Source organism: Ruegeria sp. AM2 (assembly GCF_056540685.1).
Window position 1 is genome coordinate 839,462 of sequence record NZ_JBQFXE010000001.1, and the last position, 26,051, is coordinate 865,512.

The 26,051-nt window shown below is 59.5% G+C and carries 30 protein-coding genes; 6 read left to right on the forward strand and 24 right to left on the reverse strand.

The genetic code is table 11. From position 1 onward, the window contains the following. Position 1: 1 nt before the first annotated feature. From ACR0CR_RS04215 to ACR0CR_RS04310, 20 genes are all read right to left on the reverse strand, one after another. Entirely contained in the window at positions 2–406 is a 405-nt protein-coding gene (locus ACR0CR_RS04215; RefSeq protein WP_480597039.1) for a DUF5333 domain-containing protein, read from the reverse strand. A gap of 98 nt (positions 407–504) precedes the next feature. Further along, positions 505–864, reverse strand: coding sequence for a hypothetical protein (locus ACR0CR_RS04220; RefSeq protein ID WP_480597041.1), 360 nt, complete (start codon positions 862–864; stop codon positions 505–507). Positions 865–899: 35 nt separating this feature from the next. Beyond that, entirely contained in the window at positions 900–1,319 is a 420-nt protein-coding gene (locus ACR0CR_RS04225; protein WP_480597043.1) for an MAPEG family protein, read from the reverse strand. Between the two features lie 2 nt (positions 1,320–1,321). Further along, positions 1,322–2,620 (reverse strand): NADH-quinone oxidoreductase subunit NuoF, encoded by a 1,299-nt coding sequence (nuoF, locus tag ACR0CR_RS04230; protein ID WP_480597045.1) that lies wholly within the window; start codon positions 2,618–2,620, stop codon positions 1,322–1,324. A gap of 7 nt (positions 2,621–2,627) precedes the next feature. Continuing rightward, positions 2,628–2,849, reverse strand: a complete 222-nt coding sequence (locus ACR0CR_RS04235; protein WP_480597048.1) for a DUF5337 domain-containing protein — start codon at positions 2,847–2,849, stop codon at positions 2,628–2,630. 31 nt (positions 2,850–2,880) lie between these two features. Next, positions 2,881–3,975: an NADH-quinone oxidoreductase subunit NuoE gene (nuoE, locus tag ACR0CR_RS04240; protein WP_480597049.1), complete on the reverse strand. Its 1,095-nt coding sequence runs from the start codon at positions 3,973–3,975 to the stop codon at positions 2,881–2,883. Continuing rightward, complete coding sequence (locus tag ACR0CR_RS04245; protein ID WP_480597052.1) at positions 3,975–4,343, reverse strand: hypothetical protein; 369 nt, start codon at positions 4,341–4,343, stop codon at positions 3,975–3,977. The genes nuoE and ACR0CR_RS04245 overlap by 1 nt, the downstream gene beginning before the upstream one ends. Then, positions 4,340–5,563 (reverse strand): NADH-quinone oxidoreductase subunit D, encoded by a 1,224-nt coding sequence (locus ACR0CR_RS04250; protein WP_480597054.1) that lies wholly within the window; start codon positions 5,561–5,563, stop codon positions 4,340–4,342. Before ACR0CR_RS04250 ends, ACR0CR_RS04245 begins: the two co-directional genes overlap by 4 nt. Next, the gene (locus tag ACR0CR_RS04255; protein WP_257599041.1) at positions 5,563–5,685 is read right to left on the reverse strand and encodes a hypothetical protein; all 123 of its coding nucleotides are present in this window, start codon (positions 5,683–5,685) and stop codon (positions 5,563–5,565) included. The genes ACR0CR_RS04250 and ACR0CR_RS04255 overlap by 1 nt, the downstream gene beginning before the upstream one ends. A 1-nt stretch (position 5,686) precedes the next feature. After that, positions 5,687–5,860, reverse strand: a complete 174-nt coding sequence (locus ACR0CR_RS04260) for a hypothetical protein (protein WP_480597056.1) — start codon at positions 5,858–5,860, stop codon at positions 5,687–5,689. After that, positions 5,860–6,465 carry an NADH-quinone oxidoreductase subunit C gene (locus ACR0CR_RS04265; RefSeq protein ID WP_480597057.1) on the reverse strand — a complete coding sequence of 202 codons (606 nt, stop codon included), beginning with the start codon at positions 6,463–6,465 and terminating at the stop codon, positions 5,860–5,862. The genes ACR0CR_RS04260 and ACR0CR_RS04265 overlap by 1 nt, the downstream gene beginning before the upstream one ends. Before the next feature lie 12 nt (positions 6,466–6,477). Next, positions 6,478–7,011, reverse strand: coding sequence for a NuoB/complex I 20 kDa subunit family protein (locus ACR0CR_RS04270; RefSeq protein ID WP_037307875.1), 534 nt, complete (start codon positions 7,009–7,011; stop codon positions 6,478–6,480). Then, on the reverse strand, positions 7,002–7,367 hold the full coding sequence (locus ACR0CR_RS04275) for an NADH-quinone oxidoreductase subunit A (protein ID WP_010442778.1): 366 nt from the start codon (positions 7,365–7,367) through the stop codon (positions 7,002–7,004). Before ACR0CR_RS04275 ends, ACR0CR_RS04270 begins: the two co-directional genes overlap by 10 nt. A 187-nt stretch (positions 7,368–7,554) precedes the next feature. Next, on the reverse strand, positions 7,555–8,343 hold the full coding sequence (locus ACR0CR_RS04280; protein ID WP_480597058.1) for a crotonase/enoyl-CoA hydratase family protein: 789 nt from the start codon (positions 8,341–8,343) through the stop codon (positions 7,555–7,557). A 3-nt stretch (positions 8,344–8,346) separates the two neighbouring features. After that, positions 8,347–9,201, reverse strand: coding sequence for a hydroxymethylglutaryl-CoA lyase (locus ACR0CR_RS04285; protein ID WP_480597060.1), 855 nt, complete (start codon positions 9,199–9,201; stop codon positions 8,347–8,349). Between the two features lie 60 nt (positions 9,202–9,261). Continuing rightward, entirely contained in the window at positions 9,262–11,190 is a 1,929-nt protein-coding gene (locus ACR0CR_RS04290; RefSeq protein ID WP_480597062.1) for an acetyl/propionyl/methylcrotonyl-CoA carboxylase subunit alpha, read from the reverse strand. A 3-nt stretch (positions 11,191–11,193) separates the two neighbouring features. Continuing rightward, on the reverse strand, positions 11,194–11,616 hold the full coding sequence (locus tag ACR0CR_RS04295) for an ASCH domain-containing protein (RefSeq protein ID WP_480597065.1): 423 nt from the start codon (positions 11,614–11,616) through the stop codon (positions 11,194–11,196). A gap of 1 nt (position 11,617) precedes the next feature. Beyond that, positions 11,618–13,222 (reverse strand): carboxyl transferase domain-containing protein, encoded by a 1,605-nt coding sequence (locus tag ACR0CR_RS04300; protein WP_480597067.1) that lies wholly within the window; start codon positions 13,220–13,222, stop codon positions 11,618–11,620. Next, the gene (locus ACR0CR_RS04305) at positions 13,219–13,683 is read right to left on the reverse strand and encodes a lysozyme inhibitor LprI family protein (protein WP_480597068.1); all 465 of its coding nucleotides are present in this window, start codon (positions 13,681–13,683) and stop codon (positions 13,219–13,221) included. Before ACR0CR_RS04305 ends, ACR0CR_RS04300 begins: the two co-directional genes overlap by 4 nt. Then, on the reverse strand, positions 13,680–15,206 hold the full coding sequence (locus ACR0CR_RS04310; RefSeq protein ID WP_480597070.1) for an AMP-binding protein: 1,527 nt from the start codon (positions 15,204–15,206) through the stop codon (positions 13,680–13,682). The genes ACR0CR_RS04305 and ACR0CR_RS04310 overlap by 4 nt, the downstream gene beginning before the upstream one ends. Before the next feature lie 136 nt (positions 15,207–15,342). On the opposite strand from ACR0CR_RS04310, the gene ACR0CR_RS04315 reads away from it, so the two are divergent. Next, the gene (locus tag ACR0CR_RS04315) at positions 15,343–15,948 is read left to right on the forward strand and encodes an OmpW/AlkL family protein (RefSeq protein ID WP_480597072.1); all 606 of its coding nucleotides are present in this window, start codon (positions 15,343–15,345) and stop codon (positions 15,946–15,948) included. Between the two features lie 49 nt (positions 15,949–15,997). Here ACR0CR_RS04315 and ACR0CR_RS04320 read toward each other — a convergent pair whose 3' ends face one another. From ACR0CR_RS04320 to ACR0CR_RS04330, 3 genes are all read right to left on the reverse strand, one after another. After that, positions 15,998–17,161, reverse strand: coding sequence for an isovaleryl-CoA dehydrogenase (locus ACR0CR_RS04320; protein WP_480597074.1), 1,164 nt, complete (start codon positions 17,159–17,161; stop codon positions 15,998–16,000). A gap of 152 nt (positions 17,162–17,313) precedes the next feature. Next, on the reverse strand, positions 17,314–18,504 hold the full coding sequence (locus ACR0CR_RS04325; protein WP_480597075.1) for a DegT/DnrJ/EryC1/StrS family aminotransferase: 1,191 nt from the start codon (positions 18,502–18,504) through the stop codon (positions 17,314–17,316). A 39-nt stretch (positions 18,505–18,543) separates the two neighbouring features. Continuing rightward, positions 18,544–19,215 carry an HAD-IA family hydrolase gene (locus ACR0CR_RS04330; RefSeq protein WP_480597077.1) on the reverse strand — a complete coding sequence of 224 codons (672 nt, stop codon included), beginning with the start codon at positions 19,213–19,215 and terminating at the stop codon, positions 18,544–18,546. 134 nt (positions 19,216–19,349) lie between these two features. On the opposite strand from ACR0CR_RS04330, the gene glmU reads away from it, so the two are divergent. Genes glmU through ACR0CR_RS04345 form a run of 3 tightly spaced genes read left to right on the forward strand, consistent with a single transcriptional unit; the run spans position 19,350 to position 23,210 of the window. Further along, complete coding sequence (glmU, locus tag ACR0CR_RS04335) at positions 19,350–20,702, forward strand: bifunctional UDP-N-acetylglucosamine diphosphorylase/glucosamine-1-phosphate N-acetyltransferase GlmU (RefSeq protein ID WP_480597079.1); 1,353 nt, start codon at positions 19,350–19,352, stop codon at positions 20,700–20,702. 3 nt (positions 20,703–20,705) lie between these two features. Further along, complete coding sequence (glmS, locus tag ACR0CR_RS04340; protein ID WP_480597081.1) at positions 20,706–22,529, forward strand: glutamine--fructose-6-phosphate transaminase (isomerizing); 1,824 nt, start codon at positions 20,706–20,708, stop codon at positions 22,527–22,529. A gap of 6 nt (positions 22,530–22,535) precedes the next feature. Then, positions 22,536–23,210, forward strand: a complete 675-nt coding sequence (locus ACR0CR_RS04345) for a DNA alkylation repair protein (protein WP_480597083.1) — start codon at positions 22,536–22,538, stop codon at positions 23,208–23,210. On the opposite strand, the gene ACR0CR_RS04350 is transcribed toward ACR0CR_RS04345, so the two are convergent. After that, entirely contained in the window at positions 23,207–23,548 is a 342-nt protein-coding gene (locus ACR0CR_RS04350) for a hypothetical protein (protein WP_480597086.1), read from the reverse strand. The genes ACR0CR_RS04345 and ACR0CR_RS04350 overlap by 4 nt on opposite strands. A 163-nt stretch (positions 23,549–23,711) precedes the next feature. Between ACR0CR_RS04350 and moaA the strand changes: the two genes are divergently transcribed. Continuing rightward, positions 23,712–24,719 (forward strand): GTP 3',8-cyclase MoaA, encoded by a 1,008-nt coding sequence (gene moaA / locus ACR0CR_RS04355; protein WP_480597087.1) that lies wholly within the window; start codon positions 23,712–23,714, stop codon positions 24,717–24,719. Between the two features lies 1 nt (position 24,720). Further along, the gene (locus ACR0CR_RS04360) at positions 24,721–26,046 is read left to right on the forward strand and encodes a 3-deoxy-D-manno-octulosonic acid transferase (protein WP_480597089.1); all 1,326 of its coding nucleotides are present in this window, start codon (positions 24,721–24,723) and stop codon (positions 26,044–26,046) included. Positions 26,047–26,051 lie beyond the last annotated feature (5 nt).

Below are 26,051 nucleotides of genomic sequence, written 5' to 3' on the forward strand. Positions count from 1 at the left end.
CTCAATTCGCCCTCAAGTAAACGCCGATGGCGCTGTTTCTATCAATTTCCATCTGGCCCAAAGTACAGAAGGTCTTGGGGTTCTCATAAGACACGCCATGCTGGGCCAAATACGCCCCGCCTTTTGCCCGCATTCGGTCTTTTTCGGCATCCGAGTCCACATAGGCCCGGATTTCCTTGTCCGAATACCCCAGTTTGTTCGCTTTGGACCTTAGGTCCCACATCACACCAATCGCCTTTAACCGACGCCCGCTGATAGACGGGCATTGCTCGGAAATCTCATTTGCGATCGCGATGTAGTAGAGCTCATTGTCGATTTCCTTGACATCGCGCAAGGGCGGTTTCGCCGCGACCACCGTTGGCATCGTCACCGCGACCAGCAGCGCAATCGTTTTCATACCGGACATGATTGTTCCTTTCGTCTTGGGAAACCCAAGACGATCGGCAGGCGGGTTGCTATGCAATAACATCGCAACGACCTGGGCCCGATATGAGGGAACTCGGCTCATGGTCTCTTGCAGCTTCCGGCAAAGGTCAGTTTGTCATCGCTGATGCGAAGGTTCTGTGGCTCGGTTTCAGGGCCAACTTTCCACGCAATTCTCGAAGACCCAAAATTCTGAATGCAGAACTTGGTGCCCTCATACCGTCCCGCTTCGCGCGCGCCATCCAATGATTTGGAAACGCCATTCACAACGACCGTGAATTCGGTGGGCGCAGCTTTTTTGTCGACCGGTTTTGCCTTGGCGCGAAAATACTGCCCGTCAAAAACAGCCCGATCTGGCGGTGGGCGCACGACCCCGCAGGCCGAGGTCAATGTCAGCGCACCCAGCGCGCCGAACATCGCGATGCGTTTCAACAAAGGCATTGACCGCCTGGTATGATGTCCCCTGCCGGCTTGCATCAAAACGCGGCCACCAACGCCATAAGACCCATCAGGAACATGCAAGCCCAACCCACAACATAAAGAGTCGACCGCAATCCTGCGTTAGGTTTTCCAATGCCGCGAATATGCACGAACAGCATGATCAAACGTGCAACCAAAGCCACCGAGGCCAACAGGTTCACCCAAAAAGGACTAGCCCCCATCAGAATCGCGGCAACTGTGACGGTCACATAGGCTGGCAGAGTTTCAGTGCCATTCAGATAAGCGCGGTTCAGGCGATAGGCGTTGTCCGAGTAATCCTGTTCGGGTGTGGCGCCGGGGGCCAGACCCTTGCCGGTTTTGGCCAACGCCGAAAAAGGCGCCAAGAACAAGACAACCAGCGTGAAAATCACTACCGAGGCGACCGCGTGGCCATATTCTGCAAAAATGTCCATCATGTTTACTCCGCTGCCATTGCGCCCATGCGACCCGACTTTTGCGCCTTGATGCGATCTTCAATCTCTTCACGGAAGTTGCGGATCAGGCCCTGGATCGGCCAGGCCGCCGCATCACCAAGGGCGCAGATCGTGTGGCCTTCGACCTGTTTGGTCACATCAAACAGCATGTCGATCTCTTCCAGTTCGGCCTCGCCGCGCACCAGACGGTCCATCACACGCATCATCCAGCCGGTGCCCTCTCGACAAGGTGTACACTGACCGCAGCTTTCGTGCTTGTAGAACTTCGACAATCGCCAGATCGCCTTGATGATGTCTGTGGACTTGTCCATCACGATCACCGCTGCCGTCCCAAGCCCCGAGCCCAGGTCGTTGCGCAGGTGATCGAAATCCATGATCGCGTCACGCATGTTCTCACCGCGCACACAAGGCACGGACGAGCCACCGGGGATCACCGCCAGAAGATTGTCCCAACCGCCGCGAATGCCACCGCAATGGGTCTCGATCAGTTGTTCAAAGGGGATCGACATCGCCTCTTCAACGACGCAGGGATTGTTCACATGGCCCGAGATAGCAAACAGTTTGGTGCCCGCATTATTCTGACGGCCAAAGCCTGCGAACCAGTCCGCCCCACGGCGCAGGATCGTCGGCACAACAGCGATCGATTCCACGTTGTTCACCGTGGTCGGGCAGCCATACAGCCCCGCACCTGCCGGGAAAGGCGGTTTCATCCGCGGCATACCCTTCTTGCCCTCAAGGCTTTCGATCAGGGCGGTTTCCTCACCGCAGATGTAAGCGCCCGCGCCGTGATGCAGGAACAGATCGAAATCCCAGCCCGAACCAGCCGCGTTCTTGCCCAGAAGACCGGCGTCATAGGCTTCATCAATCGCAGCCTGCAGCGCCTCACGCTCGCGAATGTATTCGCCACGCAGGTAGATGTAACAGGTATGCGCGTTCATCGCGAATGAAGCGATCAGGCACCCTTCGATCAGCGTGTGCGGATCGTGGCGCATGATCTCACGGTCTTTGCAGGTGCCGGGCTCGGATTCATCGGCGTTTACCACCAGATAGGCCGGGCGACCATCGCTTTCCTTGGGCATGAACGACCATTTCAGACCGGTCGGAAAACCCGCCCCGCCGCGACCGCGCAGGCCGGAGTCCTTCATCGTCTGAATGATCCAGTCGCGACCCTTTTCGATCAGGCCAGCGGTGCCGTCCCAATGCCCCCGGGCCTGCGCGCCGCGCAACGTGCGCTCATGCATCCCGTAGATGTTGGTAAAGATCCTGTCCTGATCCTTCAGCATGGCTCAGTTACCCTTGGCTATCCTGACGCATGCGCCAGAGTTGAAATATGTTGACGCCCGCATAGATGAACCCTGCCAGAGCGGCAAAATCAAACAGCAGCGCATAGCGCCCCGGCAAGTCCAGCGCGGGGCCGATAAACAGTGTCATGGCAAGCCAAATCACCATCGTCACCGCGATGACGACGCCGATATGTCGACCCTTGCGGGCTATGGCCTGATCCTTGTCCATCTCATCCCAGTGCCCCGAACGGGCACCCGTCCTAGTCTTCGTAAATGCCGTCTTTCTTGGCGCGCTTGGCAAACTCGGTTTCTTCACCCGCCGACAGCTTGGCCGCCTGTTCGATCCAGCCGTCGCGCTCGATCCGGCCCTTGAACTTGAGGCGCGCGTCAACCCAGGCCACCTGTTCCGGCGTCCAGGCGGCGATCTGGTCATAGTGATAGAATCCCAGCCCGTTCAGAGTTTCCTCCAACTTGGGCCCGACACCTTTCAACAGTTTGAGGTCATCCGGCTTGCCATCCCGCGCGCCGGTCAGCGTCTCGGGTTGGTCTTCTTGAGCCGCTTTCGCCTCTGCGGCCTGTTTCACCGCCGGTTTCGGCGTCTTGGGCGCTTTCGGAGGGTTCGGAGCCGCAGCACTTGCCTTGCCATCCTTGCCCATCCAAGGGGTCAGGATCGGAACCTCGGTCCCGTCGATGCGCTTGACAGTGTCGCCCAGGTCGGTCGCCAGCGCCACGCTGGCATTCTGGTCGGGCTTACCGGCCTCGTGCTCGGTCAGACTGGTCAGCCCTTTCAATGGTTCCGCCGCATAGCGCCCGTTTTGAGGGCCCGGCGTCGGAACCTTGCCCGCAGACAGATCATCAATGATCTTGCCAAAGCTTTCGGCGGTCAGGTCCTCATAATAATCCTTACCGATCTGCGCCATCGGCGCATTGGTGCAGGAACCGAGGCATTCCACCTCTTCCCAGCTCAGCTTGCCATCTGTGGACAACTCATGAGGCTTGGCGGCGATCTTTTCCTTACAGACGGCAATCAGGTCCTCGGCCCCGCAGATCATGCACGACGTCGTGCCACACACCTGAATATGTGCCACCGATCCAACCGGTTGCAGCTGGAACATGAAGTAGAACGAGGCGACCTCAAGCACGCGGATATAGGCCATACCCAACATGTCGGCGACCGATTCAATCGCCGGACGGGACAGCCAGCCCTCCTGCTCCTGCGCGCGCCAGAGCAAAGGAATGACCGCACTGGCCTGTCGGCCTTCGGGATACTTGGTAACCTGCGCTTCGGCCCATTGCTGGTTCGCAGCGGTGAAGGCGAAGCTTTCGGGTTGTTCGGGGTGAAGACGGCGCAGCATCAGGCGGCTCCTTCGGTCAATCGGGCGGTGGCCGTGACAGCAAATGCAACCACGGACAACGCACCGGCAATCAGATGTTTAGTCGTGTCCTGCCCGGCCCGGCGATAGATCAGCGTATCGACAAATGCCATCACAGCGCAGGCCGCAAAAAACACAAGCACGACATTGAGGTCATTATAAAGCGCTGCGAACGTCCCGATCAGAGCAAAGGCAAGATAGCGGTCCGCCATGACATGCGGCAGTTGTTCCTTGTGGTGCCCGGTCTGCGCAAAGCCCTGCGCCGGGTTGGCCCAGAACAAAGCGCCCAGCAAAACCAGAAACGCGCCGCCGATACCGGCAAAAATCATGGCAAGCAGTGTCAGGCTCAACGATCAATCTCCCCGAACACCACGTCCATCGTCCCGATAATTGCGGCCACATCAGCCAGCTGGTGTCCTCCGGCGACATGGTCCATGGCTTGCAGGTGCAGGAACCCCGGCGCGCGCAGTTTGGCCCTGTAAGGCTTGTTGGTGCCGTCGGCGACCAGATAGACGCCGAACTCGCCTTTGGGGGCCTCGACGGCGGCATAGACCTCGCCGGCAGGGACGTGGAAGCCTTCGGTATAGAGCTTGAAGTGATGGATCAGGCTTTCCATCGAGGTCTTCATGTCCGAGCGTTTCGGCGGGGTGATCTTTCCTCGCGCCAGAACGTCCCCGGGGCAGTCGCGGATTTTGGCGATAGCCTGACGGACGATCAGCAGCGACTGGCGCATCTCTTCCATTCGGCAGAGATAGCGGTCATAGCAGTCGCCATTCTTGCCGACGGGAATTTGGAAATCGAATTCGTCGTAGCATTCATAAGGCTGCGCGCGGCGCAGGTCCCAAGCAAGGCCCGAACCTCGGACCATCACCCCCGAGAAGCCGTATTTCTGAATGTCATCCTCGGTCACAACGCCAATATCGGCGTTGCGCTGTTTGAAGATACGGTTTTCTGTCAGCAATCCGTCAATATCGTCGAGAACGTCGGGGAATTCGTGGCTCCAGGCCTCGATATCGTCCAGCAATTCGGGCGGCAGGTCCTGATGCACGCCACCGGGGCGGAAATAGGCGGCGTGCAGGCGGGCGCCACAGGCCCGTTCATAAAACACCATCAGCTTTTCGCGTTCTTCAAAGCCCCACAGTGGCGGGGTCAGAGCGCCCACGTCCATCGCCTGCGTGGTCACGTTTAACAGGTGGTTCAGGATGCGGCCAATCTCGGAATACAGAACCCGGATCAACGAACCGCGGCGTGGCACCTCGACCCCGGTCAGCTTTTCGATGGCCAGACACCAAGCATGTTCCTGGTTCATCGGTGCCACGTAGTCCAGACGGTCGAAATACGGCAGGTTTTGCAAATAGGTCCGGCTTTCCATCAGCTTTTCAGTGCCACGGTGCAGCAGGCCGATATGTGGATCGCAGCGCTCGACGATCTCGCCGTCCAGCTCAAGCACCAGACGCAAAACTCCGTGCGCCGCAGGGTGTTGCGGGCCGAAGTTGATGTTGAAGTTGCGGATCTTCTGTTCTCCGCTCAGCGCGTCCGTGCTGCCGTCATCGTATCTTGAGCCGTCCATCAACGCCCCCGTTTCTTCTTTGCTTCGGCCCGCACCCGGACCTTTTCAGCCTCGGCCGCCTTGGCTGCGGCCCCGGCCAGCAGAACGCCCAACGCGCCTAGAATGATCAATTCGCCCATCATCTCAGAGGCGCTCCAGCTCTTGCAGTTTGATCCCGACCCACCACAGCAGCGCGATCGTGCCAAACGGGATCAGACACAACAGGCACCAGTATTTGTTGATCCCGAAAAACGGCAAAATCTTCACCATCGGGATGATGGTCAGCGCAGACAGGATCAACCACCAGATGCCACCCATTATTCGCTCTCCTGTTTCTCATCCCCCGGCAGAATGTAGTTCGCACCCTCCCACGGAGACATGAAATCGAATTGACGGTATTCCTGCACCAGGCTCACGGGCTCATAGACCACGCGTTTTTGGGCTTCGTCATAGCGGACCTCAGTATAGCCCGTGGTCGGGAAATCCTTGCGCAGCGGGTACCCACGGAAACCATAATCCGTCAGAATGCGCCGCAGGTCCGGATGGCCCGAGAACAGGATGCCAAACATGTCGAACACCTCACGCTCGAACCAGTTGGCCGAGGGGTGTACGTCGACGATCGAGGGCACCATGTCTTCCTCGCGGATCGAAACCCGCAGGCGAATGCGCTGGTTCTGGTACATCGAAAGGAAGTGATAGACCACATCAAACCGCTTGGCGCGCTCGGGGTAGTCGACACCGGTGATGTCCACGAGGGACGAGAATTTGCAGTTCTGGTCGGTTTTCAGGAACTCGATGAATTCCACAAGATTCGATGGGGCCACATCGACGTTCAATTCGCCATGGGTCACATCCCAGGACAGAACGCAATCGGCTCTTTTCAGCTCCAATTGTACCCCAAGTTCCTTGAGTGCTTCGCTCATCCGCCCTCTCCCTCAGCGTACGATGGTGCCGGTGCGGCGGATTTTGCGTTGCAGCTGCATCAGACCATAAAGCAGCGCCTCGGCGGTTGGCGGGCAGCCAGGGACGTAGATATCCACCGGAACGATCCGATCACAGCCGCGCACGACCGAATAGGAATAGTGATAGTACCCGCCGCCATTGGCGCAGGACCCCATCGAGATCACATAGCGCGGCTCGGGCATCTGGTCGTAGACCTTGCGCAACGCCGGAGCCATCTTGTTGGTCAGAGTCCCGGCCACGATCATCACGTCCGACTGTCGCGGGGATGCGCGCGGCGCGATGCCAAACCGCTCGGCATCATAACGCGGCATCGAGGTATGCATCATCTCGACCGCGCAACAGGCCAGACCGAAGGTCATCCAGTGCAGCGATCCTGTGCGGGCCCAATTGATGATGTCTTCGGTCGAGGTCAGCAGGAAACCCTTGTCCTGCAACTCGGCATTCAGGGCCTGGGTGGCGACTTCTTTGTCGACGCCGGCGGTGTTTGCACCCGTCATCACTCCCATTCCAGGGCCCCCTTCTTCCATTCATAGGCAAAGCCGATGGTCAGCACCGCCAAGAACACCATCATGGACCAGAAGCCTACATCGCTGATGTCTTTGAAGCCCACGGCCCAAGGGAACAGGAAAGCGATTTCCAGATCGAAGATGATGAAGAGGATCGCGACCAGATAGAACCGGACATCGAACTTCATTCGCGCATCGTCAAAGGCGTTGAAGCCACATTCATACGCGCTGACCTTTTCGGGGTCTGGATTGCGGACGGCCAAAACCACGGCGGCTAGAATCAGGACGATCCCGAGGCCCACGGCAACGGCCAGAAACACCAGAATCGGGAGGTACTCCCGCAGCAGGTCTTCCACGAATAGCTCCTTTCCTGCGCATACCTTTGAAAGGTGCGCCGTCAATTGGCGAGTTGACTGGACATTCTCTATCCGTGCGGGGTCAGAGGGTCAACCGAACTCAGACGCGCAGGGTGCTAATATTCGGTTTAATTTGGCGCTTTGGATATTGAGGTTTTCTTTGCGGTCACCCCATTGGGACCTGCTCCTAAAGCTCACTGCTCCATACAGGTTTTCGTTTCTCGAAGAACGCGCTGATTCCCTCATCTGCCTCAGCCGTTTCCCAGCGCCCCACAAGCGCCCGAATGGTCTGGTCAATCACGGAATCGTCAATACGTGGGCCCAGCGCCCGCACCAATTCCTTGGCGGATGCCACGGCACCGGGGGCGCAAGACAGATAGGGCGCGACTTCAGCTTCGATTGCATCCGCCAGCGCGTCGGCGGGAACCGCTTTGGCCAACAGCCCAAGGTCCACCGCTTCGGCGGCATCAAACAGACGGGCCGACATGAACACACGCCGCGCACGCGCCTCGCCCATGCGCGCGATCACATAGGGACCGATGGTCGCCGGAATCAGGCCTAGACGGGTCTCGGTCAGGCCCATTTTCAGCGTTTCCACACCGATCGCCACATCACAGACCGCCGCCATCCCGACGCCACCGCCGAACGCATTGCCCTGCACCGCGCCGATCAGCGGTTTCGGCATCGTGTTCAGTGCCTGCAACATCTCGGCCAACTTGCGCGCCTCGACAAAGCGGGTTTCCGGGTCGGCGGCCATCTGGGCCTGCATCCACCCCAAATCGCCGCCTGCACAAAAGCTTTTGCCGGTGCCGGTCAGAACGACAACCCGAACGGTGTTGTCCTCACCCAACAGCGCGGCGGCGCGCGTTAGTTCGCTGATCATCTGCGCCGACATCGCATTGTGCTTGTCCGGACGATTCAACGCCAATGTGGCAACGCCGCGTGCATCTGTGGAAATCGAGATCGTGGCAAACATCACCTACTCCGCACGCATGGCCCGCGCCATCTGCGCTGCTTCTTCAACGACGACAGGGTCAATTCCCGTCTCATAACCCAGACGGTCCAGATGCGCGACGACGGCTTCGGTGGCGACATTCCCTGCCGCGCCGGGCGCATATGGGCAACCTCCCAGCCCTCCGACCGCCGAGTCGAACGTCCGTACGCCCAGCGCCAAAGCCGCATCGATATTGTCGATAGCCCGGCCATTGGTGTCGTGGAAATGCCCTGCCAGCCGGGTTACGGGAACGCGATCCCGAACAGCCAGAAGCATATGGGCAATGGTGTCGGGCGTTCCCTGCCCGATGGTATCACCAAGCGAGACTTCATAGCAGCCCAATGCGAACAGAGTATCAGCTACTTCGGCCACCTTTTCGGGCGGCGTCGGGCCGTCATAAGGGCAATCGGTCACACAGGACACGTAGCCCCGGACCGGCAGATCGATATGGCGCGCGGCCTCCAGGATCGGCGTGAACCGTTCAATGGATTCGGCAATGGTCGCGTTGATGTTGGCTTTGGAAAACCCCTCGGAGGCCGAAGCGAAAACCGCGATCTCATCGGCCTTGGCGGCAAGCGCGTCCTCATATCCGCGCATATTCGGCGTCAGCGCAGCGTAGCGGATACCATCCGCACGCGTGATCCCGGCCAGCACTTCGCCACTGCCAGCCATCTGCGGCACCCATTTGGGCGAGACGAAGCTTGCAACCTCGATCCGGTTAAAACCGGCACGGCTGAGGCAATTCACAAGGGCGATTTTCTCGGCCACGGGAATTTCGTGCTGTTCGTTCTGCAGCCCGTCACGGGGCCCCACTTCGAATATCTCGACCCGATCACCCATTATGTTCCTCCCGCCAAGTTGTTGATCCGACTGTGCCACGGCTGGCGCGATTGGAACAGATCATTCCTCCTCCAGCCGGACCAAAGCGGCGCCGGCTTCGACCTGAGCGCCCGCCTCGGCCAGCACTTCGGCCACAACACCGTCGCGGGCGGCCAGCAGCGAATGCTCCATCTTCATCGCCTCAAGGATGGCCAGCCGGTCGCCCTCGGCCACGGTCTGCCCCGCCTCTGCGAAGACAGCCTTGACCAGCCCGGGCATCGGAGCTTCGATCACGTTGGTATCGCCGGTCGCGCTGGTATCGCGGTCCAGTGGATCGATGACGTCAAAGACCTGCCCATAGTCCTCGAATACCGTGATCCGGGACCCAGTCATGGCGACGCGCGGCATGGCGACCCCATCAATAATCCACCCGCCGGACGAGCGCTTGGCTATGACAGTCTCATCACCGATCTGCCAGATCTGCCGGTTCGCGCCTTCGACCTGCACATCCAGATCGATAACCTCTTCCGACCGCAACTGAACCGCACGATGCAGCGGAGCCCAGAGAGAAAACCCCGTTTCTTCGTCGGTCTCCACCAGCCCCAGCGCCGTCATGGCTGCCGCGACGCTCGCCCGGTTCGAGGTTGGCGCAGACTGAACCAACGCGTCCAGATCACGTCCGATCAGCCCGGTATCCACATCGCCCGACGCAAAGCCCTGATGACGAGTCAACGCGCCCAGAAAGGCTAGGTTGGTGACAGTTCCGGCAACCTCTGTCTGTTGCAACGCACGGTGCAATTGTTCGAGCGCAACGGCGCGTGTGGGGCCATGCACGATAACCTTGGCAATCATCGGGTCATACCACGGGCTGATCGTATCCCCCGCCCGCACGCCGCTGTCGGCGCGGCAGTGCGCAGGGAAACGCAAATGCGACAAAGTCCCTGTCGCAGGCAGAAAGCCTTTGGGCACGTCCTCAGCGTAAAGACGCGCCTCAAACGCGTGGCCGTTGATCGACAGTTCGCTCTGGCTTTTTGGCAACGGCTCGCCCGATGCCACGCGCAACTGCCATTCCACCAGATCGATGCCCGTAATCGCCTCGGTCACCGGGTGTTCGACTTGCAGGCGGGTGTTCATCTCCATGAACCAGAACCGATCCGGTCGCAGCCCATCCGAGGCGTCGACGATGAACTCAACCGTACCCGCGCCTTTGTAGCCGATCGCCTCGGCCGCACGTACGCCCGCCTGCCCCATCGCCTCGCGCATCTCGAGCGTCATGCCGGGCGCCGGAGCTTCTTCGATCACCTTTTGATGTCGCCGCTGAAGCGAGCAGTCCCGTTCAAACAGATGCACCGCATGGGTGCCGTCGCCAAAGACCTGAACTTCGATATGCCGAGGCTTGGAGACGAATTTCTCGACCAGCACTGCGTCATTGCCAAAGGCGGTGCGTGCCTCACCCCGCGCGCTATTCAGTGCGTCCGAGAACGCTTCGGGAGTCTCCACCAGCCGCATGCCCTTGCCGCCACCGCCCGCAACCGCCTTGATCAGAACAGGGTAGCCAATGACTGCTGCCGCGTCGGCCAAATGAGCAGGGTCCTGATTGTCGCCGTGATATCCGGGCACGACAGGAACGCCTGCGTCTTCCATCAACACCTTGGCCGCGTCCTTGAGGCCCATCTTGCGGATCGCATCCGCCGATGGACCGATGAAGGTCAAGTCGGCGGCCTCAACCGCATCCACGAAATCCGGGTTTTCGGACAGAAACCCATAGCCCGGATGGATCGCCTGCGCCCCCGCATCTAGTGCTGCCTGAATGATCACATCGCCCTTCAAATAGCTCTCGGCCGGGGCCGCCCTGCCGATATGTACAGCCTCATCCGCCATCTGCACATGCTTGGCCGATGCATCCGCGTCTGAATACACCGCAACGCAAGCCACGCCCATGTTCTGAGCGGTTTCAATCACGCGGCAGGCAATCTCACCCCGGTTGGCAATCAGGATTTTGTTGAACATGTTTTATTCCTTGTCCGCAAGATCTTCGACAAGTCGGAACCGTTCGCAGACCAGTTCCATATCGGGCTCAAAACCTCCGTTGCGCTCGAAATACCGGCGATGATCTTCTCGCCAGCCTTCAAGCGTGTCGTTCTCTCCTTCGGCCAGCGCGAAATCCTCGGTCACATCGCAATACCGGCAGATCGAAACCTCAACCGTTTCGATCACCAGCGCCGGACGGTCATCCCAGTCCAAAGCAATGTCCCGTCGCCCCACAACCGGAGTCTCAGCACTGCCTTCGGGATAGTCTCGCAAAGCACCGCAGGTTGCGGTTTTCTGACCTGATCGCACCAAAGCCAGAAGCTCGGCGCTCAGCTTAGCATTGTCTCCGAACTTGAAAGTCTGCGCGCCGGGATAGCGGGTTTTCAGGTGTTCCAGATCGCTCATCTTACATCCTGAACACGCCGAAACGTGTCTCCTCAATCGGGGCATTCAGCGCGGCATTCAGCGATAGGGCCAGGACATCGCGTGACTTACGCGGGTCGATGATGCCGTCATCCCATAGCCGGGCGGATGCATAAAGCGGGTGCGACTGTTCTTCGAACATTTCCAGCGTCGGGCGTTTGAATTCTGCCTCTTCCTCAGCCGACCATGTCCCGCCCTGCCGTTCGATCCCGTCGCGCTTGACGGTGGCCAGAACGCCCGCCGCCTGCTCGCCGCCCATCACGGAAATCCGTGAATTCGGCCAGGTCCACAGGAACCGAGGCTGATAGGCTCGGCCCGCCATGCCGTAGTTTCCGGCCCCGAAGGACCCTCCGACAAGCATCGTGATCTTGGGAACGCTGGTCGTCGCCACCGCCGTCACCATCTTTGCGCCATGCCGCGCGATGCCTTCGTTTTCGTATTTACGACCGACCATAAAGCCAGTGATGTTCTGCAGAAACACCAGCGGAATGCGACGTTGAGAACACAGCTCCACAAAATGCGCGCCCTTCTGTGCGGCCTCGGAAAACAGCACGCCATTATTGGCGATGATCCCGACAGGGCAGCCTTTGACATGGGCGAACCCGGTCACCAGCGTCTCGCCGAAGCGCGGCTTGAATTCGTCGAACCGAGAACCATCGACCAGACGCGCAATGACTTCGCGGATGTCATAGGGCGTCCGCAGATCAGCCGGAACAACGCCAAGGATTTCCTCAGGGTCATAAGCTGGGTCTTCCGGGCTGGCCCAATCGACTGTCTGCGGCTTGCGTAGGTTCAGCGAGCCAACAGCCCGACGTGCCAGAGCCAGCGCGTGGGCGTCATCTTCGGCCAGATAGTCTGCCACACCGGACAGGCGGGTATGGACGTCTCCGCCGCCCAGATCCTCTGCGCTGACCACCTCTCCGGTCGCGGCCTTCACCAGAGGCGGCCCGGCCAGAAAGATCGTGCCCTGCTCTTTTACAATGATCGTCACATCCGACATCGCGGGCACATAGGCCCCACCCGCCGTACACGACCCCATCACCACAGCGATTTGAGCGATTCCCTTCGCGCTCATCCGCGCTTGGTTGTAGAAGATGCGGCCAAAGTGGTCGCGGTCGGGGAAAACCTCATCCTGATTGGGCAGGTTCGCACCCCCGCTATCCACCAGATAGATGCAGGGCAGATGGTTCTCCTCGGCAATCTCCTGCGCGCGGAGGTGTTTTTTAACCGACATCGGATAGTAAGTGCCGCCTTTCACGGTGGCGTCGTTGCACACCACCATAACCTCACGCCCCTGCACCCGGCCAATGCCCGCGATCACCCCAGCACAAGGGGCCGCGTTGTCGTACATCCCATGCGCAGCCGTCGCGCCGATTTCCAGAAATGGAGACCCCGCGTCCAGCAAGTTGGCTACCCTGCGCCGTGGCAGCATCTTGCCCCGCGACTCATGCCGCGCACGGGATTTCTCACCGCCTCCCATGCGGGCCGCTTCAGCAGCGGCCGAGATTTGCGCCAGCGCGTCCAGATGGGCGGTGCGGTTTGCCTTGAAGCCCTCGGAGGCGGGCGTAGCCTTTGACTGTAGTCTCATTTCATCTTTCCCAAGTCACGCAAGTCCACAGCACGTTCGGCGGTGTGCGAGAGCATACAGCTGGCTGCAACAATTGTACGTATTGTTCCACCCGACCAGATACTGTACCGCAACCCGCAATCAGCATCCCGAAATCCAATCCAGGCGCGCTGCGCATCGCGTAGTTGATCAGGCAGGTCCGGGCCAATTCCGAGCAGTTCGGTGCGGCGCAATTGATACTGTTCGCTCAGAAACCTATCCCAGACTTGGGTCTCAGCCTGAACACACTGAGCTATCCCAATGGTTGTATCGTTTCCCGGTGCCGTTTGGCAGGCTGCCGCAGCTTTACCCATGCAAGAAGATAGACCGTCGCGTTGCTCAGCCTGTGAGAAACACCATTCGATGTAGCTTTGATCCACCCAAGCCTGCTGTGCGTTCAAAAAAGTTGGGAACGCAGCTGCCAACAGAGCCAATCGCATCATTCGACCAGCTCCCCCGCCGCTCGCGCCTTCAATTCCTTGCGGATCACCTTGCCAGTCACCGTCATCGGCAACTCGTCCAGAAACGCCACCTCGCGCGGATAGGAATACTGCGCCAGACGGTCCTTGACCCAGTCCTGCAAATCCGCGCCCGTCGCCTCGGCCCCGGGTTTCAACACCACATAGGCCTTCACGATCTCGGTCCGCAGCGGGTCGGGCTTGCCGACCACGCCGACCGTTGCCACCGCCGGGTGGGTCAGCAGGCAATCCTCGATTTCGGCCGGGCCGATGCGATATCCGGCGGAGGTGATCACGTCATCATCGCGGCCCACGAAGCGCAGATAGTCGCCGTCCCATACGCCTCGGTCTCCGGTGATCAGCCAGTCGCCGCGGAACTTCTCAGCAGTGGCATCAGGCCGGTTCCAGTATTCCAGCAGCATCGAGGCCGAGCCACGCCGGATGGCCACGTCACCCTCGTCCCTCGTGGGCGTGCCATCCTCATCAATTACCGCGACCTCATGGCCCGGAACCGGTTTGCCGATACAGCCGGGGCGCACCGGGAAATCTTCAGCGCAAGAGGACACGACCATGTTGCACTCGGTCTGGCCGTAGAATTCGTTGATCGTCAGACCAAACGCGTGCTGCCCCCAGGCCAGCATCTCGGCCCCCAGCGGCTCACCCCCCGATGCAACAGAACGCAGACCGGGGATCGCCTGATCCGCCGCCTTCAGTATCCGCAGAGCGGTTGGCGGGAAAAACACATTCCGAACCCTGCCGCGTGCCACCACGACGGCACAAGCCTCGGGCGAGAACTTCTCAAGCCGCGCCGCGACCACCGGGATTCCCAGCGCCAGGCCGGGCATCAGCACGTCGAACAGCCCTCCGATCCAGGCCCAATCGGCAGGGGTCCACAGGCAATCTCGGTCGCGCAGGTGATTGTGGCTGATCGAAACACCCGGCAGATGGCCAGTCAAAACGCGATGACCATGCAGCGCGCCTTTGGGGCTGCCGGTGGTGCCAGAGGTATAGATCAACACCGCCGGATCTTCGGGTCCGGTATCGGCAAAGGGCAGCGGATCGTCCGAAGGTGCAATCTGATCGACCAGAACGGGGTGCGCCAGATTGCCCAGCATTCCGGCCCCATCAATATCCGTCAGAACCAGATCGACCCCGGAATCTCCGATCCGAGAAGCCAACGCATCATGCTGAAACAGTTTGAACAGTGGCACCGAAATCGCACCGATCTTCCAGACCGCCAGATGCGCAGCCGCACACCACGGAGACTGGCTGAGCAGCACACCAACCCGGTCGCCAGGTTGCACCCGCTGCAACAGATATCGCCCCAGACCATCGGTCATGCGCCTCAGATCGCCATAGGAGATCTCCCGGCGCTCCGCTTCGGCCAGATCAACAATTGCGGTCTTGTCGTCCGGATGCAACAGGCACTGCCGCGCCATGTTCAGGCGATGCGGTACGTTCCAGCCACCTTCCGTGAGCAACCCCGGTATGACGCTACCGGGACACATCCGCGCGGCTCCTTGTTTTTCTGGAAGTTACCTTACGTCCGCAGTTTTTTCGTCTCGCAGAAATTTGATTCAGATCAGAGTTTGGCTTGCGCCTGCCGTGCAAAACCGCACCATCAACAAATTCAAAGGTTCTGAAATGACCATGAAACTCGCCGCTTTGACCCTCTCCACAGCGCTTGTTGCGCTGGCCGCCCCCGCCTTCGCCCAGTCTCAGGGCGATTGGACCGTTGGTGTCGGTGTCGGCTACCTCGACCCGAAATCCGACAACGGAACACTTGCTGGGCTTGACGCAGATGTCGACGACGACACCCGCCCGATCTTTACCGTCGAGTACTTTGTCCGCGACAATCTGGGCATCGAATTGCTGGCCTCGACGCCGTTCGAGCACGATATCACCTTGGGTGGCAGCACCGATGCCGGCAGCACCAAGCACCTGCCGCCCACCTTGTCGCTGAACTATCACTTCCCGACCAACAGCGCGTGGAAGCCCTATGTTGGCGCGGGCTTGAACTACACCATCTTCTTTGACGAAAGCTCTCCGCTGGGCGATCTGGAACTCGACAACTCGTTCGGCGTTTCGGTCCAGGCCGGCCTGGACTATCAGGTCACCGAAAAAGGCGCTGTCCGTCTGAACGTGCGCTGGTTCGACATCGACTCGGACGTCAAACTGAACGGAGCCGATATCGGCACCGCGGAAATCGATCCCTGGCTGGTCGGCGTATCCTACGTCCATCGCTTCTGATCCATCGCAAATATCGCCCCGCAAACAGTCTGTTCGCGGGGCGTTTTTGTCACAGCATTTCGTTCATAAGTTCCCGCCCGATCAACATCCGGCGGATTTCGCTGGTGCCTGCACCGATTTCCATCAGTTTGGCATCGCGGAAAATGCGGCTGACTGCCGAATCCGACAGAAACCCGGCCCCGCCCATGGCCTGAACGGCCTGATGCGCCTGCGTCATCGCCTGTTCCGAGGCATAAAGACAGCACGCAGCCGCGTCCTGCCGGGTCACGTCCCCTCTGTCACAGGCTTTGGCCACCTCGTAGACATAAGCCCGCGCAGAGTTCATCGCGGTATACATATCAGCGATCTTGCCTTGCATCAGTTGGAAGCTGCCGATGGGTTTGCCGAATTGTTTACGTTCAGACAGATAAGGCATGATCTCGTCCAGACAGGCCGCCATGATGCCCGTGCCGATCCCGGCCAGCACGACGCGCTCGTAGTCCAGACCCGACATCAGGACAGCGACGCCCTTGCCTTCTTCTCCCAGAACGTTTTCGAACGGTACTTCGACATCTTCGAAAATCAATTCCGCCGTGTTCGACCCACGCATCCCCAATTTGTCGAAATGGGGCGAGGTCGAGAAACCGGTCATCTCTTTCTCGATCAAGAAAGCCGTAATCCCACGTGACCCTGCATCCGGATCGGTCTTGGCATAAACAACCAGAGTATCGGCGTCCGGCCCGTTGGTGATCCAGTACTTACTGCCGTTCAAACGGTAGTGATCGTTGCGCTTTTCCGCGCGCAGCTTCATGGAAACCACATCCGACCCAGCCGAGGCCTCGGACATGGCCAGCGCACCCACATGTTCGCCCGACACAAGCCGCGGCAGGTATTTCGCCTTCTGCTCATCGGTCCCGTTCAGCTTGATCTGATTGACGCACAGGTTCGAGTGCGCGCCGTAAGATAGCGAAACCGAAGCCGAGGCCCGCGCAACTTCCTCGACCGCAACCGTATGCGCCAGATACGACATCGCCACTCCGCCAAATTCTTCAGGCACGGTAATACCCAGCATGCCCAGCTCGCCCATTTCGCGCCAAAGCGCATTGGGAAACGCGTTCGAGGCATCGATCTCAGCCGCCATGGGCTTGACCCGCTCCTGCGCCCAGCGATGCACCATCTCGCGCAACGCGTTCACGTCCTCGCCCAGATCGAACTGCATGGTTGCCGTGAACATAGGCGATCTCCTCCCGCTTTAATGAACACTTGTTCAATAAATATCAGCGAATCGTTCTGCGGTCAACGACAGCCACAGAAAAAACACCGCCGTCCCGTCAGGGGCGGCGGTGTTAAAGAAATGAGCGTGCGCGACCAGCGCACTCCTTTGGATTACGATTGATAGACTGCGCCAACCTCAGCCCGAATGATCCGCGCGATCAGGCGGCAATCCTCCAGCGAGAATGTCAGTGGCACGCGCATATCCATGATCCCTGCCAAAACTCTGTCGCTCGCAGGCATGGGCGCACTGTCGGCATAGCGCCAACTGTCATAGCGCGAGGTAAACCCCGTCGGCTCGGCCCCACCGAACCACTTCAACTCCACCCCGCGAGCGGCACAGCGGCGGATCACATCAGCGATCCGTTCGGGCGACCAATCCAGCAACAGGAATTGGATCGACGAGCCCACATAAGTCTCGCCCTCGGGCCTATCGACTATGGTCAAACCCGGAGTATCACGCAGACCCGTCTCAATCTCTCTGTACCGCTCATTCCAGCGCTCAACCTGCCGGTCCAGATCCCGCAACTGCGGACGCAATATCGCCGCCCTCAGGTTGTCCATGCGCCCCGACACATTGGGCGTTGAATATTTAATCCGCTCAAACACCTCTGGCCCTGGCGCGGCCAGATGGCGTTCGTAAAGCATGTAGGACCCTGACAGCATCGTGGCCTTGGCCGCCAACTCCTCGTCATCGGTGACAAGCAACCCGCCCTCACCGGAATTCACATGCTTATAAGTCTGGCACGAATAGCACCCGATCGCTCCCTGCCGCCCCGACAACTGACCCCGCCATGAGGCCCCCATCGTATGCGCACAATCCTCAATCACGGTCACACCGGCGGTATCGCACATCTGCATAAGCCGATCCACATCGCACAAATGACCGCGCATGTGGCTGAGCATCAGCACCCGCGCCTGATCCAATTTGGCTTCGAGATCGTCGAGATCGATCACCAATCCCTCGGTCACGCCCACAAATACGGGGCGCGCGCCGACCGATGCAATCGACCCCGGAACTGGCGCAAGCGTGAACGCGTTGGTCAAAACCGGATCACCGGGCTTCACCCCAACCGCCCGCAGCGCGGTCGCCAGCGCATATCCCCCGGACGAGACAGCCAGACAGAATTTCGCCCCCATTTGCGCCGCAAATTCCTGCTCCAACAAAGCAACTTCGCCCAACTCTCCGGGCACGACGTTATACCGATGCAAACGGCCATGGCGCAGCACGGCCATGGCGGCCTCGATCGCCTCATCCGGGATGGGTTCTTGCTGCGTAAAACTGCCAGTAAACGTCTCGGTCATAGTCACGTTCTGAGGCCGCGCGCGCGCAGCGTCAAGAGACTAAGCCGCCGCACCGATCAGACCGGTCACCACCTGCGGCAGGTCATCGAAGTGATGCAACAGAGCCTCGGGCTCTAGCGCGGCCATATCATCACCGGACGGTCCAAACGTAACCAGAACCGAAGGCACTCCGGCAGCACGCGCTGTGTTTCGGTCTGTGTCCGAGTCGCCGATCAGCACACAAAGGTCCGGATCCCCCCCGGCCCGGCGCGCCGCTTCTCGCAGCGGTTCAGGGTTCGGTTTGCGAACGGGCAGAGTGTCGGCCCCGACAAGCGAGGCAAACTGTTCCCGAACGCCCATCTGGTTCAAAAGCTGATCTGCAAGTCCCTCGGGCTTGTTGGTGCAAATACCCACGCCGTAGCCTATGGATTTCAATGCCTCGACCGCGTCCAATGCACCGGGATAGAAAGTGGTGTGGATATCGATAGCCTGCGCATAGGCGTCCAAAAGCATCGGGTAGTAGTCCGTTATGATCTGTTCTTCGAACGCTCCGACGCGTTTTAAACCATGGGTCAGCATCATACGCCCTCCGCGCAGGGCGACACCCGCGTCCTGCCCGTGCACCAAGACATCTCCGTGGCCCATATGCCGAAAACAATGGTTCGCGGCCTCCAGCAAATCGCCCGATGTATCGGCCAAAGTGCCGTCCAGATCGAAGATAACGGTGCGCATTTTGCCTCCTGCCTCGGCGGGTTCCCGCCATGAGATGTTGCAAACGGCAATCTTGTTTGATGGCTGAACCGCTTGCGCCTTTGCCCCCAGCGGATAAAACGGAGCGCAACAAAACACAAAGAGAAAACGATTTCATGACCACTGCCCTTGTCATCCTTGCCGCCGGAAAAGGCACGCGGATGAATTCGGATATTCCAAAAGTCCTGCACCCCATCGCTCAGACGCCAATGTTGATCCACGCCATGCGCACCGGGGCTGCCCTGTCGCCTGAGCGCACAGTCATCGTCACCGGACACGGGTCCGACGCTGTTGCCAAGGCCGCGCGGGCCGAAGATGAAACAGCCATCGTCGTCAAACAAGATGAGCAGTTGGGCACCGCCCATGCCGTGGCGCAGGCGCGCGGCGCGTTGGACGGGTTCGAAGGTGACGTCGTGGTCCTGTTCGCCGACACGCCGTTTTTGCAGCCCGACACGCTAGAGCGCATGATCGAAGCCCGCGCGCAGAGCGATCTGGTCATTTTAGGGTTTCAGGCCGCTGACCCCGCCCGCTATGGCCGTCTGGTCATGCGGGGTGAAACACTGGAACGGATCGTCGAATACAAGGATGCGTCAGATGAGGAACGCGCGATAACATTCTGTAACTCTGGCCTTTTGGCTGGTAACGCGCAGGTTCTTTTTTCCCTGATCGAAGCGGTCGGCAATGACAATGCCGCAGGTGAATACTATTTGCCGGACGTGGTCGAGATTGCCCGCAATCGCGGCCTGAACGTCACTGCCGTCGCCTGTGATGAGGCGCAAACATTGGGCGTGAACTCTCGCACGGATCTGGCTGCAGCCGACGCGGTGTTTCAAGCCCGGGCACGCGCCGAATTGCTGGGTCTTGGCGTCACGCTTATGGCCCCCGAAACCGTCTATCTCGCCGCAGATACGGTGATCGGGCGCGACACCGTGATCGAGCCCAACGTGGTTTTCGGCCCCGGCGTGACCGTCGAAAGTGGCGCAACGATCCGGGCGTTTTCGCATCTGGAAGGTTGCCACGTGAGCCGCGGTTCGGTTGTCGGCCCTTATGCCCGGCTGCGTCCCGGCGCGGAACTGGCCGAAAACGCGAAGATCGGCAATTTTGTCGAGATCAAGAATGCCGAGATTGCCGAAGGCGCGAAGGTCAATCACCTCAGCTATATTGGCGATGCGTCGGTCGGGGCTGCATCGAACATCGGCGCGGGCACGATCACCTGCAACTATGATGGCGTGATGAAGCATCGCACCACCATTGGTGAGAATGTGTTCATCGGATCGAACACCATGCTGGTGGCCCCGGTGACGCTGGGCGACGGTGCCATGACCGCGACCGGAACGGTGGTGACTCGGGATGTTGAGCCCGATGCCCTGGCCGTGGCACGATCCAAACAGGAAAACAAACTGGGTTATGCGCGTAAATTGTTCGAAATGTTGAAGGCGAAAAAGGCTCGCCGTGACAAAGGAGCCTAAGGCATGTGTGGAATTGTAGGTGTACTGGGTCAACACGAAGCTGCGCCCATTCTGGTCGAGGCGCTGAAACGGCTGGAATATCGCGGCTATGACAGCGCCGGGATCGCGACGGTCAATGATGGCGCGTTGGGTCGCCGCAGAGCCGTGGGCAAGCTGGTCAACCTGAGCGATCTGCTGGTGCATGATCCGCTGCCCGGTAAATCCGGTATCGGACACACCCGCTGGGCCACCCATGGCGCGCCGTCGGTGACCAACGCACATCCGCACAAGGCAGGTCCCGTTGCAGTGGTGCATAACGGCATCGTCGAAAATTACCGCGAAATGCGTGCCGAATTGGCCGACAACGGAATCGGCTTTGAAACCGAGACGGACACCGAAACAGTGGCCTTGATGGCTCAGCACTACATGTCCACTGGTTTGTCCCCTGTCGAGGCGGCCTTCAAAACCATAGATCGTTTGGAAGGTGCCTTTGCGCTGGCCTTCCTGTTCGATGGCGAGGATGACTTGATTGTCGCCGCACGCAAGGGGTCTCCGCTGGCCATCGGGCATGGGGACGACGAGATGTTCGTCGGCTCAGACGCCATCGCGCTTGCCCCGCTGACCGACCGGATCACCTATCTCGAGGAAGGCGACCGCGCGGTCGTTACGCGAACGTCCCTGGAAATCCGCAACGAGAGCGGCGAGTTGGCCAATCGCGAGACGCGCAGGATCAAGCTGGATCAGACCCGCGTAGATAAAGGCGGGCACAAGCATTACATGGCCAAAGAAATCTCCGAGCAGCCCGTTGTGGTCGCCGAGGCGATCCGGTCCTATCTGCCCACCGGTGGCGATCAGGTTGTTCTACCGGGCACCGATCTGGATTTCTCAAAGCTGGACCGTCTGACCATGGTCGCTTGCGGTACGGCGTTCTACGCCTGTTTGACTGCGAAATACTGGTTCGAACAACTGGCAAAGATGCCGGTCGAAGTCGATATCGCCAGCGAGTTCCGCTATCGCGAACCCCCGATCACCGACCGCACGCTGGCACTGTTTGTCAGCCAATCAGGCGAAACCGCCGACACGCTGGCCGCTCTGCGCTATTGCGAAGGCAAGGCCGACAAGATTGTTTCGGTCGTGAACGTCCCCGAAAGCTCGATTGCGCGCGAAAGTGACATCGCATTGCCGATCCATGCAGGTGTTGAAATCGGCGTGGCCTCGACCAAAGCCTTTACCTGCCAGCTCAGCGTGTTGCTGATGCTGGCGCTGAAAGCCGCCGCCGACCGGGGCACCCTGAGCGAAGAAGAAGTCGCCGACCACGCCGCCGCTTTGCGTGGGTTGCCCTCGGTTCTGAACACTGCGCTGGACCAGAACCGCGCCATCAAAAAGGCGGCTCAGCGTTTGTCCGAAGCGCGCGACGTTCTGTTTCTGGGTCGTGGCCTGATGTATCCGCTGGCAATGGAAGGGGCGTTGAAGCTCAAGGAAATCAGCTATATCCATGCCGAAGGTTACGCCTCGGGCGAGTTAAAGCACGGCCCCATCGCCCTGATCGACAAGCATATGCCGGTGGTCGTCATGGCTCCGCGTGACGCGGTGTTCGACAAGACGGTGTCGAACATGCAGGAAGTGATGGCACGCAAGGGCAAGGTTATTCTGGTGTCGGATGACGATGGCATTGCCGAGGCGGAAGACGGCGTCTGGAGCACGATCCGCATGCCACACGTCCATACCAGCCTGGCGCCGATCCTTTATTCTGTGCCCGCGCAGCTGTTGGCCTATCATACAGCCGTCGCCAAGGGCACCGACGTAGACCAGCCGCGCAATCTGGCCAAATCCGTAACGGTCGAGTGACCGGTCGTGCGGGCCTATCTGGATCAGATCAAAGCGCATGCCGATCCTGAGCGCGCCGAGCAGGTCGCGGCCTATCACAAGGTCGACCGCATCTATCTTGGGGTGCCGAACCCGGTTCTGAACGACCTGACAAAGGGTTGGCGGCAACAGCTAAGCGTCGCTGATCGAGTTCCCGTCGCCTGTGACCTTTGGCAAACCAACATTCACGAGGCCCGGGTAGCCGCCGCCAAGCTGCTGACGCAGGCTCGGATCAAGCCGGATGACGCCGTCTGGGACCTGCTGCAAAGCTGGGTGCCCGACTTTGACGCTTGGGCTATCGCCGATCACGCCTGTGTGGCAATTCAGAAACGCCTGAGTACTGATCCGACGCGTTTGGATCAGGTCGAATCCTGGACCACATCTAACCACATGTGGACCCGCCGCGCCGCGTTGGTCGCGACGCTGCCCTGGACCAAGCAAAACCACCCGAAACCCGAGGACCTGGTCCACAGGGACCGGGTTCTGGGTTGGGCCGCCGGAAATGTTCCGGATCGCGAATGGTTCATCCAGAAAGCGGTCGCGTGGTGGCTGCGCGAGCTGTCAAAACACGACCCCGGCCGTGTCAAAGCTTTCCTGAAGCAGCACGGCGACGCAATGAAGCCCTTTGCCCGCAAAGAAGCAGGCAAGTACCTGCGGGGCTAGTTTGAATAGACGTCCAATTCGACCAGTTCGTCGAATGGCACCAAAAGCTCTCGCATCGCGTCAAGCGACAATTGGCTTCCGCCGCCCGCGGGACCCGGTGTTGGCACCAGAGTGATGTAAGCCTGCGCCCCGGTACGTGGCACAACAACCCGCCCATTGATCTCGGCCTCTACCAAGGGTGTCCGCAACCAACGCCCCGGCGTGGTGGGATCACCGAGGCTCGCAATCGTCCGCTTCGGTCCAACCCAGCCGACCGCCACAGCGGGTTCAGGTTCGTCTGTTTCAGCCTCAACAACCTCTGGCGCGTCTTGCGGCGGTGGCTCCGAACCACCAAACACTCGCTCTGTCGTCGATCGAACTGCGTCACACCCCACCAACGGGAGACAGAGGATAAGCCACGTGTATTTCATGCCAAAAACTTATATCTCTGCGCCGATCTGTTCCAGCGTTATCTAAGGGTTCCCTCTTGCCGCTGCCCCACCTCCGCTTTACGTATGGAGCATGACTGCTCCGCTCATCGACCCGTTTGCCCGCGCTATCACCTATCTCCGAGTTTCCGTCACGGACCGGTGCGATTTCCGCTGTGTCTACTGCATGTCGGAAAACATGACCTTTCTACCAAAGAAAGACCTGTTGACGCTGGAAGAACTGGACCGGATGTGTTCGACCTTTATTAAGCTGGGCGTGGAAAAGCTGCGGATCACCGGGGGCGAGCCCTTGGTGCGCCGCAATATCATGACCTTCTTCAACTCCATGACGCGGCATCTGGAAAGCGGCGCATTGAAGGAACTGACGCTGACAACCAATGGTTCGCAATTGCACCGCTTCGCAGATGACCTCTACGCGGCGGGTGTGCGGCGGGTCAATGTCTCGCTGGATACGCTTGACGATCAGAAATTTAGCGACATCACCCGTTGGGGCCGCCTGAAACAGGTTCTGAACGGCATCGACGCGGCCCAAAAGGCAGGTTTGCGGATCAAGATCAACGCGGTCGCTCTGAAAGGCTTCAACGAGGAAGAATTGCCGCAAATCACCGAATGGTGCGCGGAACGCGACATGGACCTGACCTGGATCGAAGTTATGCCCATGGGCGACATCGGCAATGAAGACCGGCTGGATCAGTACTGGTCCCTCAAGGACGTGCGCAAGGAATACGAGAACCACTACAGCGTGACCGATCTGGCCGAGCGCACCGGCGGCCCGGCCCGCTATGTCAGGCTGGAAGAAACCGGCCAAAAGATCGGCTTTATCACGCCGCTTAGCCATAACTTCTGCGAAAGCTGCAACCGCGTGCGTCTGACCTGTACGGGTGAACTCTATATGTGTCTGGGCCAGGAAGACATGGCCGACCTGCGCGGCGCGCTGCGGGATCACCCCGACACCGAAGCGCCGCTTGAGGATGCAATTCGCGCCGCGATCAACCTCAAGCCCAAGGGCCATGACTTTGATTATTCCCGGCAAGCTGTCGACGGTCAAATGACCCGTCACATGAGCCATACTGGCGGCTGACATGTCTTCGCGGGACCTGCGCCCAACGCTGATTTATCGTCTGTATTGCACATTCACGGCCCTTATTGAGCCGCTCGCCTGGAACACAGTGCGCAAAAAGCTGCAGACTGCCGATGTGCCCGAAACCCGTCAAAGGGAACGCTTGGGCTATGCCAGTCACCCTCGCCCCAATGGCCGGCTGATCTGGTTTCACGCCGCGAGTGTCGGTGAAAGCCTGTCCGTCCTCAGCCTGATCAAACGACTTGGCGACCGCCTGCCAGACGCCGAGTTTCTGATCACCTCCGGCACCCCGACTTCAGCCGCACTGATCGAAAAACGGATGCCGCCCCGCACCCGTCATCAATACCCCCCGCTGGACACCGCAGGACCTGTGCGCCGGTTTCTGGAACACTGGCAACCTGACGCAGGCATCTTTGTCGAAAGCGAGATTTGGCCACGACTGATTGTCGAAAGCGGCCTCCGAGGTATGCCGCTGGCGCTGCTGAACGCGCGTCTGTCCGACAAGTCGGTTGCTGGCTGGAAAAAGCGGCCAAAAACCGCGCGCTTTCTGCTGGGACAGTTCAAGGTTTTCCTGACCCAAAACAAGAAAACCGCCGACAACCTTCTAACTATGGGCGCGAACCCGGATCGCGTGCACGCTGGCACCAATCTGAAAGCCATGTCCGACCCCCCGCCCGTGGATCAAGAAACGCTGGAGGACATCCGCACTCAGATCGGGGGACGCCCGGTCTGGATCGCAAGTTCAACGCATGCCGGAGAAGAAGAAGCCGTCCTAGCCGCGCATTCGGAACTTCTAGGACGCTGGCCAGATCTGCTTTTGTTGCTGATCCCCCGCCACCCGGAACGTCGGACAGATGTCACTGACCTGATCAAAAAAGCAAACCTCAGTTATGCGCTCCGCAGTTCACACCAAAACATCACGAGCACAACGCAAATCTACGTCGCCGACACATTGGGTGAGACCGGCACGTGGTACGCCCTCTGCCCCATCGTATTTTTGGGAGGGTCCCTCAAGGAAATCGGCGGCCACAACCCGTTTGAACCCGCGCAAGCCGGTGCAGCCGTCATCACTGGCCCCGGCTATTTCAACTTTGCTGAAACCTTTGCGCCCTTGATCGAAACGGGTGGTGCAATCGAGGTCCAAAAGGCGAGCGACCTGTCACATGCAGTCGCAACTTGGTTAAGCGATCCCGAAGCCTTGAAAACAGCCCGAGCAGCGGCGCAAAGCTGCGTAAATTTGCAAAAATCCGCGCTAGAGGACGTGATCCAAACACTCTGCAAAGAACTTGACCTCACAGCGATCCCGAATCCTTCTTCATCTGGCTAGAAATA